The organism is Micromonospora sp. NBC_01699, from assembly GCF_036250065.1.
Classification (GTDB): Bacteria; Actinomycetota; Actinomycetes; order Mycobacteriales; family Micromonosporaceae; genus Micromonospora_G.
The window spans coordinates 6635660-6657185 of record NZ_CP109199.1 but is presented as its reverse complement, the minus strand read 5'-3'; the positions used below and the strand labels follow the sequence as shown (position 1 = coordinate 6657185).

Annotated in this window: 17 protein-coding genes; 13 read left to right on the top strand and 4 right to left on the bottom strand. The window is 72.2% G+C overall.

The genetic code is table 11. From position 1 onward, the window contains the following. Window positions 1–23: 23 nt before the first annotated feature. From OG792_RS27160 to OG792_RS27145, 4 genes are all read left to right on the top strand, one after another. A complete protein-coding gene (locus OG792_RS27160) occupies window positions 24–698 on the top strand; it encodes a uridine kinase family protein (RefSeq protein WP_442932315.1) in 675 nt (224 codons plus the stop codon). Between the two features lie 147 nt (window positions 699–845). Then, entirely contained in the window at window positions 846–2213 is a 1368-nt protein-coding gene (locus OG792_RS27155; RefSeq protein WP_329103563.1) for a dipeptidase, read from the top strand. Between the two features lie 95 nt (window positions 2214–2308). Beyond that, entirely contained in the window at window positions 2309–2515 is a 207-nt protein-coding gene (locus OG792_RS27150; RefSeq protein WP_329103561.1) for a hypothetical protein, read from the top strand. A gap of 44 nt (window positions 2516–2559) precedes the next feature. Continuing rightward, window positions 2560–4275, top strand: a complete 1716-nt coding sequence (locus tag OG792_RS27145) for an ATP-dependent DNA ligase (protein WP_329103559.1) — start codon at window positions 2560–2562, stop codon at window positions 4273–4275. 16 nt (window positions 4276–4291) lie between these two features. Here the strand turns inward: OG792_RS27145 and OG792_RS27140 are convergent, their stop codons facing one another. After that, on the bottom strand, window positions 4292–5113 hold the full coding sequence (locus tag OG792_RS27140; protein WP_329103557.1) for an SURF1 family cytochrome oxidase biogenesis protein: 822 nt from the start codon (window positions 5111–5113) through the stop codon (window positions 4292–4294). A gap of 226 nt (window positions 5114–5339) precedes the next feature. Between OG792_RS27140 and OG792_RS27135 the strand changes: the two genes are divergently transcribed. Both OG792_RS27135 and OG792_RS27130 read left to right on the top strand, forming a co-directional pair. Next, window positions 5340–6926 carry a cobyrinate a,c-diamide synthase gene (locus OG792_RS27135; protein ID WP_329103555.1) on the top strand — a complete coding sequence of 529 codons (1587 nt, stop codon included), beginning with the start codon at window positions 5340–5342 and terminating at the stop codon, window positions 6924–6926. Continuing rightward, window positions 6923–7492: a GNAT family N-acetyltransferase gene (locus OG792_RS27130; RefSeq protein WP_329103553.1), complete on the top strand. Its 570-nt coding sequence runs from the start codon at window positions 6923–6925 to the stop codon at window positions 7490–7492. The genes OG792_RS27135 and OG792_RS27130 overlap by 4 nt, the downstream gene beginning before the upstream one ends. A 21-nt stretch (window positions 7493–7513) precedes the next feature. On the opposite strand, the gene OG792_RS27125 is transcribed toward OG792_RS27130, so the two are convergent. Then, window positions 7514–9679, bottom strand: coding sequence for a transglycosylase domain-containing protein (locus OG792_RS27125; protein ID WP_329103551.1), 2166 nt, complete (start codon window positions 9677–9679; stop codon window positions 7514–7516). Between the two features lie 123 nt (window positions 9680–9802). On the opposite strand from OG792_RS27125, the gene cobC reads away from it, so the two are divergent. The 3 genes from cobC to cobA are packed head-to-tail and all read left to right on the top strand — an operon-like array spanning window position 9803 to window position 13391. Beyond that, window positions 9803–10921 carry an Rv2231c family pyridoxal phosphate-dependent protein CobC gene (cobC, locus tag OG792_RS27120; protein WP_329103549.1) on the top strand — a complete coding sequence of 373 codons (1119 nt, stop codon included), beginning with the start codon at window positions 9803–9805 and terminating at the stop codon, window positions 10919–10921. Beyond that, on the top strand, window positions 10921–12090 hold the full coding sequence (locus OG792_RS27115) for a nicotinate-nucleotide--dimethylbenzimidazole phosphoribosyltransferase (RefSeq protein WP_329111461.1): 1170 nt from the start codon (window positions 10921–10923) through the stop codon (window positions 12088–12090). The genes cobC and OG792_RS27115 overlap by 1 nt, the downstream gene beginning before the upstream one ends. Window positions 12091–12098: 8 nt before the next feature. Next, on the top strand, window positions 12099–13391 hold the full coding sequence (cobA, locus tag OG792_RS27110) for a uroporphyrinogen-III C-methyltransferase (RefSeq protein WP_329111460.1): 1293 nt from the start codon (window positions 12099–12101) through the stop codon (window positions 13389–13391). A gap of 171 nt (window positions 13392–13562) precedes the next feature. Here the strand turns inward: cobA and otsB are convergent, their stop codons facing one another. Together otsB and OG792_RS27100 are read right to left on the bottom strand one after the other, a co-directional pair. Then, the gene (otsB, locus tag OG792_RS27105) at window positions 13563–16133 is read right to left on the bottom strand and encodes a trehalose-phosphatase (protein WP_329111458.1); all 2571 of its coding nucleotides are present in this window, start codon (window positions 16131–16133) and stop codon (window positions 13563–13565) included. A 26-nt stretch (window positions 16134–16159) separates the two neighbouring features. Continuing rightward, entirely contained in the window at window positions 16160–17560 is a 1401-nt protein-coding gene (locus tag OG792_RS27100; protein WP_329111456.1) for an alpha,alpha-trehalose-phosphate synthase (UDP-forming), read from the bottom strand. A 313-nt stretch (window positions 17561–17873) separates the two neighbouring features. On the opposite strand from OG792_RS27100, the gene ettA reads away from it, so the two are divergent. From ettA to OG792_RS27080, 4 genes are all read left to right on the top strand, one after another. Further along, complete coding sequence (gene ettA, locus OG792_RS27095) at window positions 17874–19550, top strand: energy-dependent translational throttle protein EttA (protein ID WP_329103547.1); 1677 nt, start codon at window positions 17874–17876, stop codon at window positions 19548–19550. Beyond that, a complete protein-coding gene (locus OG792_RS27090; protein WP_329103544.1) occupies window positions 19543–20007 on the top strand; it encodes an acyl-CoA thioesterase in 465 nt (154 codons plus the stop codon). Before ettA ends, OG792_RS27090 begins: the two co-directional genes overlap by 8 nt. Before the next feature lie 59 nt (window positions 20008–20066). After that, window positions 20067–20774: a hypothetical protein gene (locus OG792_RS27085; RefSeq protein ID WP_329111455.1), complete on the top strand. Its 708-nt coding sequence runs from the start codon at window positions 20067–20069 to the stop codon at window positions 20772–20774. A 149-nt stretch (window positions 20775–20923) separates the two neighbouring features. Further along, window positions 20924–21526: a YbjN domain-containing protein gene (locus OG792_RS27080; protein WP_329103542.1), complete on the top strand. Its 603-nt coding sequence runs from the start codon at window positions 20924–20926 to the stop codon at window positions 21524–21526.

Here is a 21526-nt window from a genome sequence, read left to right as displayed (position 1 = left end):
GGGCGGGCGGTAGCGTGCCGTGGGTGGTTGGGCGGGTGGAGACGTACGCGGATCTTGCTCGACTGATTCTGGAGCGGACGGCGCGGCTCGGGCGTACCCGGTTGGTGGCGGTCGACGGGCCCAGCGGCGCGGGTAAGACCGTTTTCGCCGGTCGCCTCGCCGCCGCGCTGGGGGGTGGCGGTGCCGGTGCGCAGGAGGTGCCGGTGGTGCATACCGATGACCTGCTGGACGGCTGGGACGACCAGTTCAGCTTCTGGCCCCGGCTGGAGGAGTGGGTGCTCGGCCCGCTGCGCGCCGGTCGGCCCGGACGGTACCGCCGCTACGACTGGGTACGCGAGGAGTTCGAGCCCGGCTGGGTCACCGTGCCGGCCGCGCCGGTGGTGCTGCTCGAAGGGGTGAGCAGTGGCCGGACCGCTATCGCGCCGGAGTTGACCCTGACGGCCTTCGTGACCGCGTCGGCCCGACTGCGGCTGGACCGGGCGGTGTCCCGCGACGGCGCGGAACTGCTGCCGTACCTGATCCGGTGGCGGCGGGGCGAGCGCCGACACTTCCGTACGGACGCCACCGCCGAGCGGGCCGATCTGGTGGTCGACGGCGCACCCGACGAGCACCCGGCGCCGGCAGAGTCGGATGCTCACGCCGGGGGTGTCGGCGGGGCGGCGTTCGATCCGCAGATCCACTACGTTCGATTGGCCTGACTGGTATGTCCGAACCGTGGACGGCAACGGGCCGCTGCGGCACGATCGCGGCTTCGACGAGGTGGTCCGGTCGTTCTTCGGGATGTGGAACGAGCACGGGCGGGCTCGGCGGGCAGCCAGCGGTAACGTCGGCCTACGATTCCGGTCATGACCAGACCGATCTTCACCGAGGCCGGGTTGCGGGCCGCGATCGAGCGGGAGCTGCCGGGCGTCCGGGCCGACCTCGAACGCCTCGTCCGGATCCCCGGCATCGCGTTCGACGGCTTCGACCACGCACACGTGGAACGCTCCGCCGAGGCCGTCGCCGAACTCCTGCGTGGTTGCTCGCTCGACGTACGAATCGTGCGTTCCGGCGGGCAGCCGGCGGTCATCGGTCGGCGGGCCGCGCCGCCCGGGGCGCCGACCGTGCTGCTCTACGCCCATCATGACGTCCAGCCGGTCGGCGACCTGAGCCTCTGGGAGAGCGACCCGTTCGAGCCGGTGGAGCGCGACGGGCGGCTCTACGGCCGGGGCGCGGCCGACGACAAGGCCGGCATCATGGCGCACGTGGCCGCGCTGCGCGCGTTCGGCGACGACCTGCCGGTCGGCGTGGTGCTGTTCATCGAGGGTGAGGAGGAGTTCGGCTCCGACTCGCTGGAGCGGTTGCTCCGGGAACACCGTGACGAGATCGCCTCCGACGTGATCGTGATCGCCGACTCCGGCAACTGGGACATCGGCGTACCGGCGCTGACCACCTCGCTGCGCGGCATCGTGAACTGCTTCGTCGAGATCCGCACGCTCGACCACGCCGTACACAGCGGCATGTTCGGCGGTGCGGTGCCGGACGCGCTGACGGCGCTGACCCGACTGCTCGCCACGCTGCACGACGACGCCGGTGACGTGGCGGTGGACGGGCTGGTCAGCCGGGGCGGCGCGACCGTCGACTACCCGGAGGACCGGCTGCGGGTCGAGTCCGGCCTGTCCGACGGTGTCTCCTTCATCGGCACCGGTCGGCTCACCGACCGGATCTGGACCAAGCCCGCGCTGGCGATCCTCGCCATCGACGCGCCGCCGACCGTCGGTGCGCCCAACGCGCTGGTCCCGGCCGCGAAGGCCAAGCTCAGCGTACGGCTGGCGCCGGGCGACCACCCGAAGCAGGCGTACGCCGCGCTGCGGGCGCACCTGGAGAAGAATGCCCCGTGGGGCACGACGGCGGTGGTCACCATCGAACACGACGGCGAGCCGTGCGTGATCGACGCGACCGGGCCGTACTTCGACGCGGCGCGGGGCGCTTTCGAGGCGGCCTGGGACGGGGTCCAGCCGGTCGACATCGGGGTCGGTGGTTCGATCCCGTTCATCGCCACCTTCCAGGAGATGTTCCCGCAGGCGGCGATCCTGGTCACCGGCGTGGAGGACCCGCACGCGCGGGCGCACGGGCCGAACGAGAGCCTGCACCTCGGCGAGTTCGCCCGGGTCTGCCTGGCCGAGACGCTGCTGCTGGCCAACGTCGCCGAGGCGGCCGCCGCCAACGGCTGACCAGCACCGGACACCGCAGGAGTCCGGGTCACCATGCCAGGAGAAAACGGCGAAGTTCCGGCGTACGTCCCGAGTCGTGCAGTATGGTTTCGAACATGAGTACGAACGAGGCCATTGTGCGGCTCCACGCCGCTGTCAGTGCTCTGGGGGACGTCAACGTCTCCGCATGGTCGGAAGAGGTGCTGACCGACCAGCTCGGCGAGCTTTCCAGTGTTCTCTGCGCGCTCGACTCCGTACTCTCCCGGGTCGCCGACGAGATACGGGCCCGGGGGTTGCGGGTCGAGGAGCCGATCTCCGTTTAGCTTTGCCCGACGGTTTGTCGGGGGTGGCTGCCAGGATTGGGGACGTGCGGTTCCTCGACCTGGCGGCCACCTCCGCCGCCGTGAGCGCGACCTCCGCCCGACGGGCGAAGGTCGAGCTGCTGGCCGCCGCCCTGCGGGGGCTCGCCCCGGACGAGATCCCGGCCGGCTCCGCCTACCTGGCCGGCGAGCTGCGCCAGCGGCAGACCGGGGTCGGCTACGCCGGCCTGCGCGACCTGCCACCACCGGCGGAACATCCGTCGCTGACCGTGGCCGACGTCGACGCCGCCATCGACGGCATCGCCGCCGTCTCCGGTCCCGGGTCGCAGAACCGGCGCCGGGAGCTGATCGGCCGGCTGTTCGGTGCCGCCACCGCCGACGAGCAACGGATGCTGGTCGGGTTGTTCGGCGGGGAGTTGCGTCAGGGCGCCCAGGCGGGGTTGCTGGCCGACGCGGTCGCCCGCGCCGCCCAGGTGCCGCTGCCCGCCGTACGCCGGGCGTTGTTGCTGGCCGGCGACCTGAAGGCGGTCGCGACGGCGGCCCTGACCGGCGGCGCCGCCGCACTCGGTGAGATCAGCCTGCGGGTCGGTCGGCCGCTCGCGCCGATGCTCGCCGCCAGCGCGCCCTCGGTCGACCAGGCGATCGAGGCGACCGGGACACCGGCCGTGGTCGACGTCAAGCTCGACGGCATCCGGATCCAGGTGCACCGCTCCGGCGGTGAGATCGCCGTCTTCACCCGCAGCCTGGACGACATCACCGCCAGGGTGCCCGAGGTGGTGGCGGCCGTGCGCGCGCTGCCGGCCCGTGAACTCGTGCTCGACGGCGAGGCGATCGCGCTGGACGCCACCGGCCGACCCCGGCCGTTCCAGGAGACCGCCAGCCGGGCCGCCACCCGGGGCGCCCGCCGCAGTCCGACCGCCGGGCTCTCCGCCGAGGTGGCCGCCGAGCAGTCGGCGACCGAACCGGTCCGGTCGTTCGGTGCCTCGCCGGCCGCCCCACCACCGCCGACCGATCCGCCCACACCGGCCCAGCTACCCGTGCCGGTCCGCCCCGAACCGGCCGCCCCGGCGGTAAGGGCGGCGGCCGGCAGCACCGGCAGCACCGTGCTCACCCCGTACTTCTTCGACCTGCTGCACCTCGACGGCACGGACCTGCTCGACGCGCCCGGCCGGCAGCGGTGGGCGGCCCTGGCCGACACGGTCGCCGCACCGCAACTCGTCGGCCGGGTGACCGTCGACAGTGTGCTGGCCGCCGCCGACGCGTTCGCCGCCGCGCTCGACGCCGGGCAGGAGGGGGTGGTGGTGAAGTCGCCGGACGCGCCGTACGAGGCCGGTCGGCGCGGCGGCGGCTGGATCAAGGTGAAGCCCCGGCACACCCTCGACCTGGTGGTGCTCGCCGTGGAGTGGGGCAGCGGCCGACGCCAGGGCTGGCTGTCGAACCTGCACCTCGGCGCCCGCGACCCGGCCACCGGCGGGTTCGTGATGCTCGGCAAGACCTTCAAGGGCCTCACCGACGACCTGCTGCGGTGGCAGACCGAGCGCTTCCTCGAACTGGCGGTCGAGCGGGGCGACTGGGTGGTCCGGGTCCGACCCGAGCAGGTGGTGGAGATCGCCTTCGACGGGGTGCAGACCAGCTCCCGCTATCCGGGCGGGATGGCGCTGCGGTTCGCCCGGGTGGTGCGTTACCGCGCCGACAAGACCGCCGCCGAGGCGGACACGATCGACCTGGTCCGGGCCATCCACGCCGGCCGGGTCGGCGGCTGAGCCGGGTGCGTTGCGGTCAGGCGGGTGCCGGGTCGGCGGCCCGGTCCCGGTTGCGCGGGGTGGTGCCACCACCGGTCGGCAGGGTGTCGCCGAGCGCCTCGCGCCGGGCCAGCCAGCCGAACCCGTAGAGGGCCATCAGCGCGAACAACCACCACTGGATCACGTAGCCGGCGTTCTGCCAGTTGTTCTCGTGCTGGATCGGCACCGCCGCGAAGGTTGGGTCGGCCGCCGGGCTCTGCTCGCCGACCAGCAGGTACGCCCCGTAGACCGGGTACGGCAACTCGCCCGCCAACCGGGGTACGGCGACCCGGCGGGTCTCCAGCCGGCCGTCGCGCCGGTCGACCGGACCGGGCTTGCTCTCCGACAGGTGCACCCGGCCGACCACGGTCACCTGCCCGGTGGGCATGGCCGGAATGTGCGGCTGTTCGGTAGCGGAGCCGCCCGGTGGCGGCACCCAGCCGTGGTCGACCAGGACCGCGCTGCCGTCCCCGAGCAGCAGCGGGGTGACGACCTCGAAGCCGACCTTGCCGTCCACCGTCCGGCCCCGGACGACGATCGTGTTCGTGGTGTCGTAGCGCCCGGTGACGGTGACCCGGGTCCAGGCCGACTCCTTGGCCGGTGCGCGGCCCGCCACCCCGGCCGCCCCGCCCGCCGGGGGCAGTACGTCGGTCAGCGGCACCGGTGCGATCCGGTCGGCCGCGTCGATCCGTTCGTTGATCGCGGACCGCTCCCGGTAGCGGCTCAGCTGCCAGTTGCCGAGCAGCACCATCACCGCGGCCGCGGCCAGCGTCAGGGCGAGGATGCCCAGCCAGCGTGGGCTCAGCAGGAAGCGGTACACGACACGAGGTTACCCGTGTGACGGCAGCCACTACGCTGGTCCCCGGATCGGCGGCCGGCGGGTCTCTCCGGGGCCCGGTATCGTCACGCCCGGCGATCCGGTAGCCGGGTCGACCCACCCCGCCGCGCCCGCTCACGGTCCGGGTCGGGGGACCCGGCCGCCCGGTAACCGTGCCCGTCAGCCACCCAATCTCCGGTAAAGCCGTCCCGCCACCGAGGAGCCGACCATGACCGCCGTGCCGCGCGTACTGGTGAGCGCGCCCTCATCCGGACACGGTAAGACCGCGATCGCCGTCGGCCTGCTGGCCGCGTACGCCGGACGGGGGTTGGCCGCCGCCGGGTTCAAGGTCGGCCCGGACCAGATCGACGCCGCGTACCTGGGGCTCGCCGCCGGGCGGCCGGGGCGCAGCCTCGACCCTCGGCTGGTCGGCCCGCACCGGGTCGCGCCGATCTTCGCGCACGGCTCGGTGGGCGCGGACGTGGCGGTGGTCGAGGGCACCATGGGCCTGTTCGACAGCCTCGCCGGGCGGTCCGAGACGGATTCGACCGCCGCCGTGGCGACCGCGCTACGGGCGCCGGTCGTGCTGGTGGTGGACGTGGCGGCGATGGGCCAGTCGGTGGCCGCGCTGGTGCACGGCTTCCGCGCGTACGACGAGATGCTGTGGCTGGGCGGGGTGATCCTCAACCGGGTCGCCTCGGACCGGCACGAACAGTTGCTCCGGGACGCGCTCGACGACATCGGCGTACCGGTCTTCGGCGCGCTGCGCCGCCACGAACTGCCGGCCGTGCTGCCGTCCCGCGAGCACGGTGTGGTGCCGGTGCTGCACCGGGGCGTGGACGCGTACCGGGGGATGCGCCGGTTGGGTGAGGCGATCACCGGCACGGTGGACCTGGACCGACTGCTGGCGCTGGCCCGATCGGCGCCCCGGCTGGCGGTCGAGCCGTGGTCGGCGGCGGAGGCGCTCGGCCAGGGTGCCGGCCCGGCCAACCCCAACGGGCGGCGGCCGGTGGTGGCGCTGGCCGGCAGCACCGCGCTGTCCTACTCCTACCCGGAGACGGCCGAACTGCTCGTCGCCGCCGGGGCCGAGGTGGTCCCGGTGGACCCGCTGCGGGACGAGGAACTGCCCGAGGGAACCGACGCGCTGGTCGTCGGCGGCGGGCTGCCCGAGTCGTACGCGGAGGAGCTGTCCGCCAACCGCCGGCTCGGCGCCGAGGTGGCCGACCTGGCCCGGTCCGGGCGCCCGGTGCTCGCCGACGGGGCGGGTGTGCTCTGGCTGGCCCGCGAGTTCGACGGGCGGCCGATGTCCGGGGTGTTGGACGCGACCGGCGTCAGCACCGACCGGATAGTGGTCGGCTACCGGGAGGCGACCGCTCGCGCGGCCAGTGTGGTGGCCCCGCTCGGTGCCCGGCTGGTCGGCTACAAGCAGCATCGGGGCCTGCTCAACCCGAGGGCCGGGCAGACGCCGGCGTGGACCTGGGGCAGTGGTACGCCGGAGGGCTTCGTCTGGCGTCAGGTGCACGCCTCGCAGCTCATCCTGCACTGGGCCGGTACGCCGGAGATCGCCGGTCGGCTGGTCCGGGCGGTGGCGGCGGTGAACCCGCTGGCGCCGAGGGCGGGTGCCGAACCGGTCGGCGGGGCGCGGGTCGGTCCGGTGACCGGGCCGCTGGCCCCCCGAGCGGGTGCGGAACCGGTGGCCGGGCCACGGCTGGGGCTGGTGCCCCGCCCGGGTGCCCCGGTCGCCACGGCCGAGTCGGTGCCGGAGCAGCCGGATCCCCGTACGCCGGGCGGCCCCACCGGTGGGATGTCGGCGTGACCGGCGAGGTGGCGGTCCGCCGGTTCCCGACCCTGACCGTCTCCACCCCGCGCGCCCACGTACGGCCGCTGCTGGCGTACGACATCGCGGCGGTTGCCGAGATCTTCGGCGACAAGTTGACCCAGCGCTGGTTGCCGCTGCCGGAGTCGTCCGACCGGATCGACGCCACCGCCTGGTGTACGGAGATGGCGAAGGAGCGGCGGGACAGCGGCAACGGCGACCACTACGGGGTGGTCCGGCGCGAGGACGACTCGGTGGTCGGGGCGCTGTGGACCAAGCGCACGGACTGGTCCGGCCGGGTCACCGAGATCTGCTACGCGATCGCCCCGCAGGCGCGCGGCTTCGGGCTGGCGGCCGAGTCGGTGCTGGCCCTGGCCATCGCGTTGATCCTGGAGCACGGTTTCCAGCGGATCGAGCTGCGGGTGGCGCCCGGCAACGTCGCCTCCCGCCGGGTCGCCGAGAAGGCCGGTTTCAGCTACGAGGGGCTGCTGCGCAACGCCGGGTACGTCCAGGGCGGCCGGGTCGACCTCGAATCCTGGTCGTTCGTCTCGGCCGACCTGCGCTGATCCGGAGTCGGACGGCCCCGGTCAGCTTGTGATCTTGAGTGATGGTGGGGCGAACTGACGTACCGGTTGGTCCTTGAGGGCTTCCTTCAGGGTGTCGGAGACGGTGCTCACCGGTTTGTTCGACTGCGCTTCACCGACCGCGTTGAACGGGTTGTCCGGGTCGGCGAGGAAGCTCGCCATCGCGTACTCCGGGGTGTAGCCGACGAACCAGGCCGACCGGTCGCTGTCCGTGGTACCGGTCTTGCCGGCGACCGGGCGACCGACGGTGCCCTTGACGCTGTCGGCGGTGGACCAGCCGCCGCACGAGCCCCGGGCCGGGGTGTCGCCGGTCGGGCAGCGGGCGGCGTCGGTGGCGGCCCGCGCCGCGTCCGCGCTCACCTCCTGGTGGCAGCGCGGCTTGGCGGCCTCGACCTGGCCACCGCTCCTGGTGGTGATCATTGTCGGGGTGCCGTCCGGGTTGTTGATCGAGGTGACCGGGATCGCCTCGCAGAACCGGCCGTCGGCGGCGATCGCCGCGTACGCGTTCGCCATCTCCAGCGGGGTCACGTCGGAGACACCGAGCACGAACGCGCCCCACTCCTTGCGCTTCTCCGGGGACGCCTGCCGCTGGTCCACCTCCGTACGCCACTGCAATCCGAGCCGTTCGGCCAGGGCAACGGCCTTGTCCGCGCCGATCGCCTGTTCCAGTTGGACGAAGTAGGTGTTCACCGACTTGCCGAAGCCGGACCACATGGTCTGCCGGCCGGTCATCGCCGCGCTGGCGTTGGACGGGCACCAGAGCCCGCCGCAACTGCTGGTCGTACCACCGCCGGGATAGATCGAAGTGATCTTCATCGGTGAGTCGTACGCGGTCGACAGCGGCATGCCGGCGTCGAGCGCGGCCAGCATGACGAACATCTTGAACGTCGATCCGGCCTGGTATCCGGGCAGGTCACCGCCGCCGAGCAGCGGGTTGACCGTGTTCGGGTAGTTGCCCTTCATCCGGGCCCGTTTCTCCGGGTCCGAGTGCGGGCCGTTCTCGCTGGAGTCGAGCGAGTAGATCCGGTTGATCGCCATCGCCTTGACCCGGCCGGTGCCGGGCTCGACCGCTACCAGGCCGTGCGCGAACGGGCTGCTCTCGCTCTCCTTCGCCAGTACGTTCTTCTCGGCGATCTCCTGCACCCTCGGGTCGATGCTGGTCACGATCTTGTAGCCGCCCCGGCGGAGCTTGTCCTGCCGTTCGAGGGTGTTGCCGCCGAAGCCCGGCTGGGCGGACCACCACGCCTTCAGGTAGTCGCAGAAGAAGCCCCAGCTGTTGTACTCCTTCGACACCGAGATGCAGTCGTTCGGTGGCGTACTGAGCCGCAGTTTGATCGGTTCGGCCTGCATCGTCGCCGCCATGTCCGGCGAGATGTAGCCCATGGTCCGCATCCGGTCGATCACGTAGTTGCGCCGGTCGGTGGCGGCCTTCTGGTCGTTGACCGCCGGGTCGTACTCGGAGGGGGCCTTGACCAGGCCGGCGAGGGTGGCCGCCTCGACCGGGCTGAGGTCCCTGGGGGTCTTGGAGAAGAAGATCTCGGCGGCGGCGTAGATGCCGTACGCGCGGTGGCCGAAGTAGGCGGAGTTGAGGTACCGCTCCAGGATCTCCGACTTGGTCATCTCCTTTTCCAGGTCGAGCGCGATCCGCATCTCGCGCAGTTTGCGGATGCTGGTCTGTTCGGTCGCCTCCTGCACCTCCAGCGGCGTCTGCGCGCTGTCCCGCAGCGCCATCCGGACGTACTGCATGGTCAGCGTCGAGGCGCCCTGGGAGACCCCGCCGGCCTGCCGATTGGCGACGAACGCGCGGGCGACACCCTTGGCGTCGACGCCGTTGTGCTTGTAGAAGCGGGAGTCCTCGGAGGCGACGATCGCCTGCTGGATGTACGGCGACATCTCCCCGATCGGGGTGTACTTGCGGTGCTCCTCGTAGAACGTGGTGAGCAGCGTCTTGCCGTCGGAGCCGTACACGTAGGTGGTCTGCGCGGGTGAGACGTGGCGCAGGTCGCGCGGCCGGTCCCGGACCAGGTCGGCGGTTGCCTTGGCGCCGAGGCCGCCGATGGCGGCGAGCGGGTAGGCGGCTGCGGCGAGGATCACCCCGGCGATCAGTCCGGCCCGGAGCAGGGGAAGGAAGCGGTTGCCTTCGGCAGGCTTTGGGGTGGGGTTCGTCACCCTCTTAAGCTATGACATGGGCCATAATAACCCGATAAAAATTCGCGAACGTCGCGGTCGAAACCCGCCCACCCGACGCGCACGCGTTGGCCCCCGATCCCGCCGCCGGGCAGGATCCCCGTCATGCAACCGCAGGTAACCGCGCCGCACCCACCGGCACCCACCGGCCCGCCGCCCGTCACCGGGATCGACGCCGACGTGGACCTGGGGCACCACGGCGACGCCGAGGTGGTACCCGGCCTGGTCGACCTCGCGGTCAACGTCCGCCGGGCGCCGATGCCGGACTGGCTGGCCGACCCGATCACCGCCTCCCTCGGTGACCTGGCCAGCTACCCCGACCCCGGCCCGGCCCGCGCGGCGGTCGCCGCCCGACACCGCCGGCCCGGCGCCGAGGTGCTGCTCACCGCCGGTGCCGCCGAGGGCTTCGTGCTGCTCGCCCGGGCGCTGCGGGACGCTCGCCGCCCGGTCGTGGTGCACCCGCAGTTCACCGAACCCGAGGCGGCGCTGCGGGCCGCCGGGCACCGGGTCGAACGGGTCCTGCTGCCCGCCGAGACCGGCTTCCGGCTGGACCCGGCGCTGGTGCCGGCCGACGCCGACCTGGTCTTCGTGGGCAACCCGACCAACCCCACCTCGGTCCTGCACCCGGCCGCCGTACTCGCCGAACTGGCCCGGCCCGGCCGGGTACTGGTGGTGGACGAGGCGTTCGCCGACACCACCACCGACCCGGCCGCCACCGGCACCGAGCCGGAATCGCTCGCCGCCCGGCGGGACCTGCCCGGCGTCGTGATCGTGCGCAGCCTCACCAAGACCTGGGGCCTGGCCGGGCTGCGGATCGGCTACCTGCTCGGCCCGGCCGACCTGATCGACCGGCTGGCCGCCGTACAGCCGCTCTGGGCGGTCGGCACGCCGGCCCTGGCCGCCGCGCGGGCCATCGCGACGCCGGTCGCGGTCGCCGCCGAAAGGGAGATCGCCGTACGGCTCGCCGCCGACCGCGAGTACCTGGTCCGCCGCCTGGCGGCCCTGCCCGGCGTACGCGTCGAGGGCACCCCGGCCAGCGCGTTCGTGCTGATCCACCGGCCCGGCGCCGCCGACGTACGGCTCGCGCTGCGCGCCCGTGGCTACGCCGTACGCCGGGGCGACACCTTCCCCGGGCTGGGCGCCGACTGGCTGCGGGTGGCGGTGCGGGACACTGCCACCACTGACGCGTTCGTCGCCGTACTGGCGGAGATCCTGGAGGCATGATGTTGGAGGCGCTGATCACCACGATCCGCCCACTCGACACCGAGGCGATGGCGGCCGCCCGCCTGCTGCACAGCCGGCTGACCAAGCCCGCCGGCTCGCTCGGCGCCCTGGAGGACCTCTCGGTACGCCTCGCCGGGCTGGCCGGCGTCTGCCCGCCCCCGCTGCCGGAACCCGCCGCCGTGGCGATCTTCGCCGGAGACCACGGCGTACACGCCCAGGGGGTGACGCCCTGGCCGCGTGAGGTGACCGCGCAGATGGTCGGCAACTTCCTGGCCGGCGGCGCCGTGGTGAACGCCTTCGCCCGGCAGACCGGCGCCTCGGTCACCGTGGTCGACATCGGCGTAGCCACCCCCCTGCCCGACGCCGACCCGACCACCGTCGATGAGCTGACTGCCCTGGACGACCTCACCGCCCCCGACGCCCTGGTCGACCTCGACGGGCCCGTACCGACCGTCCCGGCGCGGCGGTCGGCCCCCGACAACACTCCCGCCCTGATCCGGGCCCGGATCCGCGCCGGCACCCGGGACATGACCGTCGAGCCGGCGCTCACCCGGGACGAGGTGCTGGCCGCGATCGAGGTCGGCCTCCGTACCGCCGACGAACTGGTCGACGCGGGCGCGGGAATCCTGCTCACCGGTGACATGGGCATCGCCAACACCACCGCCGCCGCGGCGCTGATCGCCGTACACACCGGGGCCACCCCGGCCGAGGTGACCGGCCGGGGCACCGGCGTGGACGACTACACGTACGCCCGCAAGGTGGCCGTGGTCACCGCCGCGTTGGCCCGGCACCGCCCCGACCCGGCCGACCCGGTCGGCGTACTCGCCGCCGTCGGTGGTCTGGAGCACGCCGCGCTGACCGGCTTCATCCTGGGCGCCGCCGCCCGGCGTACGCCGGTGCTCCTGGACGGGGTGAGCACGGTGGCCGCGGCACTGGTCGCCGCCGCCCTCGCGCCCGACGCCGTCGGCGCCATGATCGCCGGGCACCGGTCCGCCGAGCCCGGTGCCGGCGCCGGCCTGCGCGCCCTCGGCCTGGAGCCGCTGATCGACCTCGGACTGCGCCTCGGCGAGGGAACCGGTGCGCTGCTCGCCCTGCCGGTGGTCGCCGGCTCGGTCCGGGTACTGCACGAGGTGGCGACGTTCGACGCGGCGGGAGTTTCGGAGAAGTGACGCAACAGATCGGCGCCAACCCCTACCCGCTCGGCCTGCGGCTCGCGGGGCACCGGGTGCTCATGGTCGGTGGGGGAGCGGTGGCGACCCGTCGGGTCCCGGCACTGCTGGATGCCGGCGCGCTGGTCGAGGTGGTCTCGCCCGAGCTGACGCCGGCCCTGCGGGCCCAGGTGGACGCCGGCCGGGTGCGGTGGACGCCCAGGACGTTCGAGCCCGCCGACGTGGACGGTGCCTGGCTGGTGCAGGTGGCCGTGGACGATCCGATCGCCGCCGAGGCGGTCAGCGCCGCCGCCCTCGATCGCCGGGTGTTCTGCGTACGCGCCGACGACCGGATCGCGGCCACGGCCTGGACCCCGGCGGTGGTCCGGCACGGCGCGGTGACCGTGGCGGTGCTCGGCGGTGGCGACCCGCATCGCGCGGTGACCGTTCGGGACGCCATCCGCGACCGCCTGGCCGACGGCACCCTGCCGGCGGGCAGGGGTTCCCTGTCCTCGGATTCCGTGTCGCCGGATTCCGTCGCCGAGGGGGCGGGTCCCAACCGCGCGCAGCGGAGCCGGCCGACCGCCGGACGCGTCGTGCTGGTCGGCTCCGGCCCCGGTGACCCGGAGCTGATCACCGTCAAGGGCCGCCGGCTGCTCGCCGAGGCCGACGTGGTGGTCGCCGACCGCCTGGTCCCCGGCCTGCTCCTGGACGAACTCCGACCGGACGTCGAGCTGGTCGACGCCTCGAAGATCCCCTACGGCCCGTCCCGGGCCCAGGAGGAGATCAACCGGATCCTGGTCGACCGGGCCCTGGCCGGCGCCTTCGTGGTCCGGCTCAAGGGCGGCGACCCGTACGTCTTCGGCCGCGGTGGCGAGGAGGCGCTCGCCTGCGCGGCGGCCGGCGTACCGGTCACCGTCGTCCCCGGCGTCACCAGCTCGATCGCCGCACCGGCACTCGCCGGCATCCCGGTGACCCATCGCGGGGTGGCGCACGAGTTCACCGTCGTTTCCGGTCACCTGCCCCCCGACGACCCGGCCTCGCTGGTCGACTGGCCCGCGCTGGCCCGCCTGCGCGGCACCCTGGTGGTGCTGATGGGCCTGAAGAACCTGCCCGCGATCGCCGCCACCCTCCAGGCACACGGCCGCCCGCCGACCACCCCGACCGCCCTGGTCCAGGAGGGCACCACCACCGCCCAACGCTCCCTCCGCGCCACCCTCGGCACGATCGCCGACGCCGCCCACACCGCCCGCATCCGCCCCCCCGCCGTGGTGATCATCGGCAACGTCGTAACCACCCTCCCCACCACCACCTCGACCTGACCCACGCACGCAAAAGCTCCGGCCGGACCCCTCCGACCGGAGCAGAACCCCAAGGCGTCACCGCTCAAGCAGAACCCAAACGGGTAGAGGTTGGGCCCCACCGTGCCCGGCGAGGGGATCAAGCCTGACGGCCCTCGCTGGGCACGGTGGGGCCCAACCCCCACACACCAACTACAAAGCCCCATCCAACAACAACGCACACCGAATCAACCCGAGATGGCTGTACGCCTGCGGGTGATTACCCAACCCCCGCTCCACCAGCGGGTCGTACTGCTCCGGCAGCAACCCCGTCGGCCCGGCCGTGTCGACCATCTGCCCGAACAGCTCCTCGGCATCGGCCCGCCGCCCGGTACGCAGGTACGCCTCGATCAGCCACGCCGTGCAGATGTGGAAGCCGCCCTCGCGCCCCGGCAGCCCGTCGTCCCAGTGGTAGCGGTACACGACCGGCCCGCTGCGCAGATCAGCCTCGATGCGCAGCACCGTGGACAGGAAGCGCGGGTCGTCGTCGGGCAGCAGTCCGGACAGCCCGATCCAGAGCGAGGAGGCGTCCATCTCCTCGTCGCCGTACGCGACGCTGTAGGCGCCGACGCCCTCGTGCCAGCCGTACTCCAGCACGTTGTGCCCGATCCGGTCGCGCAGTTCGACCCACTCGGGCCGCTCCTCGCCGCCGTGCCGGCGCACGATCTGTAGCGCCCGGTCCACCGTCATCCAACACATGACCTTGGAGTAGACGTGGTGCCGGGGGGGAAGCCGGGCCTCCCAGAGGCCGTGGTCGGGCTCGTGCCAGCGGCGGCTGACCGCCTCGACCATCGATTCCAGCACCCGCCACTCGGTCTCCAGCACCGAGCCGCGCAGGTCGGCGACGGCCGCGAGCAAATCGGCGATCGGCCCGAACACGTCGAGCTGGAGCTGGTGGTTGGCCAGGTTGCCGACCCGGACCGGTCGGGAGCCGGCGTAGCCGGGCAGGGTGTCGATCACGGCTTCGGCGCCGAGTTCGTAGCCGTCGACCGTGTAGAGCGGGTGCAGCCGCTCCGGGTGGCCGCCGGTACGCTCGACGCAGCCATCGACCCAGCGCAGGAACGCCTCGGCCTCACCGAGCGAGCCGAGGTCGACCAGTGCCCGCGCGGTCATCGCCGCGTCCCGCAGCCAGCAGTAGCGGTAGTCCCAGTTGCGTACGCCGCCCAGCTCCTCCGGCAGCGAGGTGGTCGCGGCGGCGAGGATCGAACCGGTGGCCTCGTGGCAGAGCCCGCGCAGGGTCAGTGCGCTACGGGCGACCAGCTCGCGGTCGTGGCTGGGCAGCTTCAGGCTGGCCACCCAGTCGCGCCACGGTTGTTCGGCGGCGGCCTGCCGTTCGGCGATCGGCACCCGGTGGTGCGCCAGGCTGTGTGAGCCGAAGCGCAGTTCGAGGGTGATCGATCCACCGGCGGCGGCGAGGTCGACCACCGCACGGGCGGTCTCGTAGCCGCCGTCGGTGACCACCTGCCACTGCACGCCGGGGGCGTAGAGCGCGATCGGCTCGTTGGAGCCGAGCACCAGCAGCCCTTCGGCGAGCGGTTGGAGCTGGACCGCGACCTGGCCGAACTCGGGCCGGGGGGCGAACTCCAGGCGGACCCGGCCGGATCCGGTGAGCACCCGGACCAGGGTCGAGTCACCGGAGACGACGGCCGACCCGCTGGGCACGTTGTCCGACGACGGCCGGTCCAGCCAGTCGGTGACGGTCAGCCCGGACCAGCGGGTCTCCACGGTCATCGTGCCGGGCCGGTAGCGCTGCCCCAGCGGCAGGCCGCCGCGGTCGGGGGAGACGCTGAAGTGGCCGGCCGGCGGGCCGCCGACCAGGTCGGCGAAGATCGCCGAGGCGTCCGGCTTCGGGTGACACAGCCAGGTGACCTTCGCCTCGGGCGTGAGCAGGGCCACCGTACGGCCGTTGGCCAGCATCGAGTGCCGCTCGATCGGCACCGCCCGCTCGCCGAACAGCCAGGTGCGGCGGACCTGGAGCAGCAGGCCGAGCACCCGGGCGGCCTCGGTCGGGTCGGCGACCCGGTAGGCCGCCTGGGTCTCCCCGCTGCCGATCTTGATGCCGAGATCGGGGCCGTGCAGGTTCGCGAAGGCGTTCTCGTCGGTCACGTCGTCGCCCATGAAGAGCACCGCGCTGGCCGAGATCTGGGTACGCAACTGGTCGACCGCGGTCCCCTTGTGGGTGGGGATCACCGACAGCTCGATGACCTCCTTGCCCTGGGTCACGGTCACCCCGGTCCAGCTCGCCGGGCCCTCCTGCACCGCCGTGATCACCCGGCTAGCCACCTCGGGCTTGGCGCCCCGGGTGTGTACGGCGATGCTGGCCGGCTTGCTCTCCAGCCGTACGCCGGGCTGTTCGGCGGTGATCCGGCGCAGCTCGTTGCGGAGCCGGGTGCGGATCTCGACCAGTTCGGGGGCGAGACGCTCGACGAAGCCGATGTCGAACTCGGATCCGTGGCTGCCGACCAGATGCACCTCGCTCGGCAGCCGGGACAGGGTGGCCAGGTCACGCAGTGCCCGGCCGGAGACCACGGCGACCGTGGTCTGCGGCAGGGCGGCCAGCGCCCGTACCGCCGCCACCGACTCCGGCAGCGGTACGGCCTTGCTCGGGTCCTCGACGATCGGCGCCAGGGTGCCGTCGTAGTCGCAGGCGACCAGTAGCTGGGGTGAGCGGGCGATCCTGCCGATCGCGTCCCGCAGCACGGGATCGATCGAGTCCAGGGCCATGGCCCCGGTGTCCAGTACGGACGTGCTCACACTGCCTCCGTTTCGGGCACGCCCAGCTCGTTCAGGAAAGACCGGGCCCAGTGTTCGACATCGTGGGTACGCAGGTGACGCTGCATGATCCGCATGCGCCTCCGTGCTTCCACCTTGTCGACGTGGACCGCGCGCAACAGCGCGTCCTTCACCCCGTCGGGGTCGTGCGGGTTACAGAGGAAGGCCTGGCGCAACTCGGTGGCGGCGCCGGCAAACTCACTGAGCACGAGCGCGCCGCCAGAGTCGGCGCGCGATGCAACGTACTCCTTGGCCACCAGGTTCATTCCGTCTCGCAGTGGGGTCACCATCATCACATCTGCCGCGCAGTAGAGCGCGGCAAGTTCACTGCGACTGTACGACTGGTGCAGATAGTGAACAGCAGGCACGCCCACCCGGCCAAATTCCCCATTAATCCGGCCAACTTCGCGCTCGACCTTCACGCGTAGTGCCTGGTAGTGCTCGACCCGCTCGCGGCTCGGCGTGGCCACCTGCACCATAACGGCGTCGGGAACTGTCAACTTTCCGTCAGCGAGAAGCTCGCGGAATGCCTTCAGTCGAAGCTCGATGCCCTTGGTGTAGTCGAGCCGGTCGACGCCGAGCACGACGGTCTTCGGGTCGCCCAGTTCGGCCCGGATCTGCTTGGCCCGCGCCTGCACCGCCGGGTCGGCCGCCATCCGCTCCATCTCGGCGACGTCGATCGAGATGGGGAAGGCGCCGGCCTTCACCTGACGCCCGTCGACCTGGATCATCTGGCCCTCGTACCGCAGGCCGAGCAGGTGCCGGGCCAGCCGGACGAAGTTCTGTGCCGCCAGCCGCTGCTGGAACCCGACCAGGTCGGCGCCGAGCAGCCCGCGCAGCACCTCGGCGCGTAGCGGCATCTGCATGAACAGTTCGATCGGCGGGAATGGGATATGGAGGAAGAAACCTATCCGTAGGTCCGGGCGGAGCTCGCGCAGCATCGCCGGCACGAGCTGAAGCTGGTAGTCCTGCACCCAGACGGTCGCGCCTTCCGCCGCCACCTCCGCGGCGGCCTCCGCGAACCGCGCGTTGACCAGCCGGTACGCCTCCCGCCAGCGACGCTTGTAGGCCGGGGTCTCCACCGCGTCGTGGTAGAGCGGCCAGATGGTGGCGTTCGACTGGCCCTCGTAGTAGCGCTCCAGTTCCTCGGCGCTCAGCGGCACCGGGTGCAGCCCGATGCCCTCAAGATCGAACGGTTCCGGGGCCGCGCCGACGCCACCGGCCCACCCCACCCAGGTGCCCTGGTGCTGCACGAGGACCGGGTGCAGGGCGGTGACCAGGCCCCCCGGGCTCCGGCGCCATTGCCGTCCCTCTGGGGTGTTCACCTCGTCGACCGGCAGACGATTCGCCACGACTACGAACGAGCTACGATCCGTCACGATCTGTGCACCTCCGGTGATTCCGCAGTCCACCGCTGAGCGTACTGAGCGTAGCTGTGGCTCCTGCCTCGCGGTGGCACTCTTACTGCCCTGCGGGACGGTGCGGGCAAACCGACAAGTGATCTTGACAATATCGTTCCCTTTCGTCCCTGCTCGGGTGCTCCGGCGGGGTGATGTGGGCGGACGGCGCTCCACCTGTCAGGATTGACGACGGCCCGCGCGGGGTTGACCCTGGCTCGCGCCCCGCGCCCGCAGGCTCTCAGGGGCTCGGGTAGAGCTCCCTGTTCCGCAGACTCTGGAGGTAGGCCGCACCGTGGCCCAGTACATCTACGTTCTGGAAAAGGCGCGCAAGGCGCACGGCGACAAGGTCGTGCTCGACAACGTGACGCTGAGCTTCCTGCCCGGGGCCAAGATCGGTGTGGTCGGCCCGAACGGCGCCGGTAAGTCCAGTCTGTTCAAGATCATGGCGGGGCTGGACCGGCCGAGCAACGGCGAGGCCCGGCTGATGCCCGGCTACACCGTCGGCATGCTCGCCCAGGAACCGCCGCTCAACGACGCCAAGACCGTCCTCGGCAACATCGAGGAGGCGGTCGCGGAGACCAAGGCCAAGCTGGAGCGGTTCAACAAGATCGCCGAGCAGATGGCCACGGACTACACCGACGAGCTGATGGAGGAGATGGGTCGGCTCCAGGAGGAGTTGGACAACGAGGACGCCTGGGACATCGACTCCAAGCTCGAACTCGCCATGGACGCCCTGCGCTGCCCGCCGCCGGACGCCGACGTCATCCAGCTCTCCGGTGGTGAGCGCCGCCGGGTCGCGCTGTGCAAGCTGCTGCTGGAGGCGCCCGACCTGCTGCTGCTCGACGAGCCGACCAACCACCTGGACGCGGAGAGCGTGCAGTGGCTGGAGCAGCACCTGGCCAAGTACGCCGGCACCGTCATGGCCATCACCCACGACCGGTACTTCCTGGACAAGGTCGCCGGCTGGATCCTGGAGCTCGACCGCGGCCGGGCCATCGGGTACGAGGGCAACTACTCCACCTACCTGGAGAAGAAGGCCGCCCGGCTGGCCGTCGAGGGGCGCCGCGACGCCAAGATGAAGAAGCGGCTCACCGAGGAACTCGAATGGGTCCGGTCCAACGCCAAGGCCCGGCAGACCAAGTCCAAGGCGCGGCTGGACCGCTACGAGGAGATGGCCACCGAGGCGGAGAAGACCCGCAAGCTCGACTTCGAGGAGATCCAGATCCCGCCGGGCCCGCGCCTGGGCAACACGGTGATCGAGGCGCACCAGCTGACCAAGGGCTTCGGCGACCGGACCCTGATCGAGAACCTCGGCTTCACCCTGCCGCGCAACGGCATCGTCGGCATCATCGGCCCCAACGGCGTCGGCAAGACCACCCTGTTCAAGACCATCGTCGGGCTGGAGCAGCCGACCGACGGCTCGGTCAAGGTCGGCGAGACCGTGAAGCTGTCGTACGTCGACCAGAACCGGGAGGGTCTGGACGGCGACAAGACCGTCTGGGAGATCGTCTCCGACGGGCTCGACTACCTGATGGTCGGCAAGGTCGAGATGCCGTCCCGGGCGTACGTGGCCGCCTTCGGCTTCAAGGGCCCGGACCAGCAGAAGCCGACCAAGGTGCTCTCCGGCGGCGAGCGCAACCGGCTCAACCTCGCGCTCACGCTGAAGATCGGCGGGAACGTGATCCTGCTCGACGAGCCGACCAACGACCTCGACGTCGAGACGCTGTCCTCGCTGGAGAACGCGCTGCTGGAGTTCCCCGGCTGTGCCGTGGTCATCTCGCACGACCGGATGTTCCTGGACCGGGTGGCAACGCACATCCTGTCCTGGGAGGGTGACGACGAGAACATGGCGAAGTGGTTCTGGTTCGAGGGCAACTTCGACGCGTACGAGAAAAACAAGATCGACCGGCTCGGCGCGGAGGCGGCCCGACCGCACCGGATCACCTACCGCAAGCTCACCCGTGACTAGTCCGGTCGCGGCCGAGCACCCGCCGGCAGCCCGGTACGTCTACCACTGCGCGCTGCGCTGGTCCGACCTGGACGCGTACGGCCACGTCAACAACGCCCGCTTCCTCACCCTGTACGAGGAGGCCCGGGTGGCGCTGATGTTCGTCGGCGGCCGGGCCTGGGGGCTGAACTCGTTCGCCGACGGTGTGGTGATCGCCCGGCACGAGGTGGACTACCTGCGTCCGGTCGACTACGCCCTCGGCCGGGCCACCGCCGAGCAGGCGCCGATGGTCCGGATCGAGCTGTGGGTGGAGGAGATCAAGGCATCCCGGTTCACCATCGGCTACGAGCTGTTCGACGGCGAGACGCTGGCCAGTCGGGCCCGGTCGGTGCTGGTCCCGTACGACCTCGAACAGGGACGGCCCCGCCGGCTCACCGAGGACGAGCGGGCCTTCCTGCGGCCCTACCAGCTGTCGTGAGCGGGTCGGCCGAGTCCGGTCCGGCGCCCATCGGTTCCGGCCCGGTGCCGGGGGCGCCGATCGGGCACGGGCTGACCGGGGTGCCCGACGCGGGTGCCTTCCTGGCCCGGCTGACCCGGCTCGACCCGGCGGCGGTGGTACGGCTGCGTCCGGCGGGTCCGGCGGGTCGTACCACGCTCTGGGCGCGCCTGCCGTGGGCGGTGCTGGTCAGCCGTACGGTGGCCGGGGCCGGTCCGGGTGACGTCACGGTCTCCGCCGACGCGCTCCTGGCCGAGCTGGCCCGGGGCGGCACCGGATTGCCGGCCCGCCGCGACGCCGACTGGAAGTGGCCGCTGCCCGGTTCGACCGGTCAGCTCGTGGAGACGATGCCGGGAGCGGACGTACGCCGGATCGCGGCGGCGGCGGCGGGCACGCTGCGCGACGCGGCGGATCACGGCGTCGGGGGCAGGGCGGTGGGGCAGCGGGTGCTCCGGGACGCGTTGCTGGACCACGTGGCCGTGGTGGTGACCGGCCCGGCACAGGTCGGCCCGGTGGGCCCGATCGAGGTGTCGCAGCGACTGGTGCAGGCGGTGGTCCGGATGGGCTTCCTCGGTCCGGGCGGGGCGGCCGGACCGGATGGCGCCGACTCGGGCGAACCGGGTCGGAACCGCGCTGCCGGGGCGGATCTGGTCCAGGTGCGGGTCGCCGGCCGGTGGACCGGGCTCTCCGCGCCGTACGGAGCTGTGTGGTTACTCAGGGCGAGTCAGCTGTCGATCACCCCGGTCTGAGATCGCCTGAACGGCTGATGCTATATAGTTCCTCTGGTCATGGGCGTCCGTTGGGGGGATGCTTCCGAACGGCTATCCGGGTACCGTCGTCCCTCGGATCCAACGCACCGTAGGCGACTGGATCCGCTGGGGAGCGAGGTGCGCGAGCAATGCCGTGGTGGTCATGGCGCCCCGGTCACACCGTCGCGAGCGGTGAGCCGGAGACTCGAAGCAGGATCTCCGTGGACGAGGCCGTCCGGGTAGGACCGCCCGCCCCGCGAGAGCCGGAGCACGATTCCGATCAGACTGAACCAGTCACGACAACCGAACGGCCCGCGCCGGTCGAGCCCGCCGTCGTCGCACCGGTCACCCTGCGCCGGCTCGGCGACGCGCTCGACCTGCTCGACGTGCGCTACCTCGCCGACGGCGACGGCAGCCTGCTCGCCATGTGGGAGCGGCACGCGGTGCTCTTCACCCTCGAAGGGCCCGAGGACGAGATCCTGGTGATGCGCGCCCGGCCGTACTCCACCGTGCCGCCGGACTGGGCCGACCGGGCCTACCGCGTCGTCAACGAGTGGAACCACGCCCAGCGGTTCGCCAAGGCGTACGTGGGCGACCCGACCGAGCGCGGCCAGTTGCCGATCTACGCCGAGATGCAGGTGCCGATGCGCTCCGGTGCGCACGACGCGCTGCTGGTCGAGGTGCTCGACTGCGGCGCAGCGATGGCAACCACCTTCGTCGACTGGCTCCACGACGAAGGCGCCCTCCTCTAA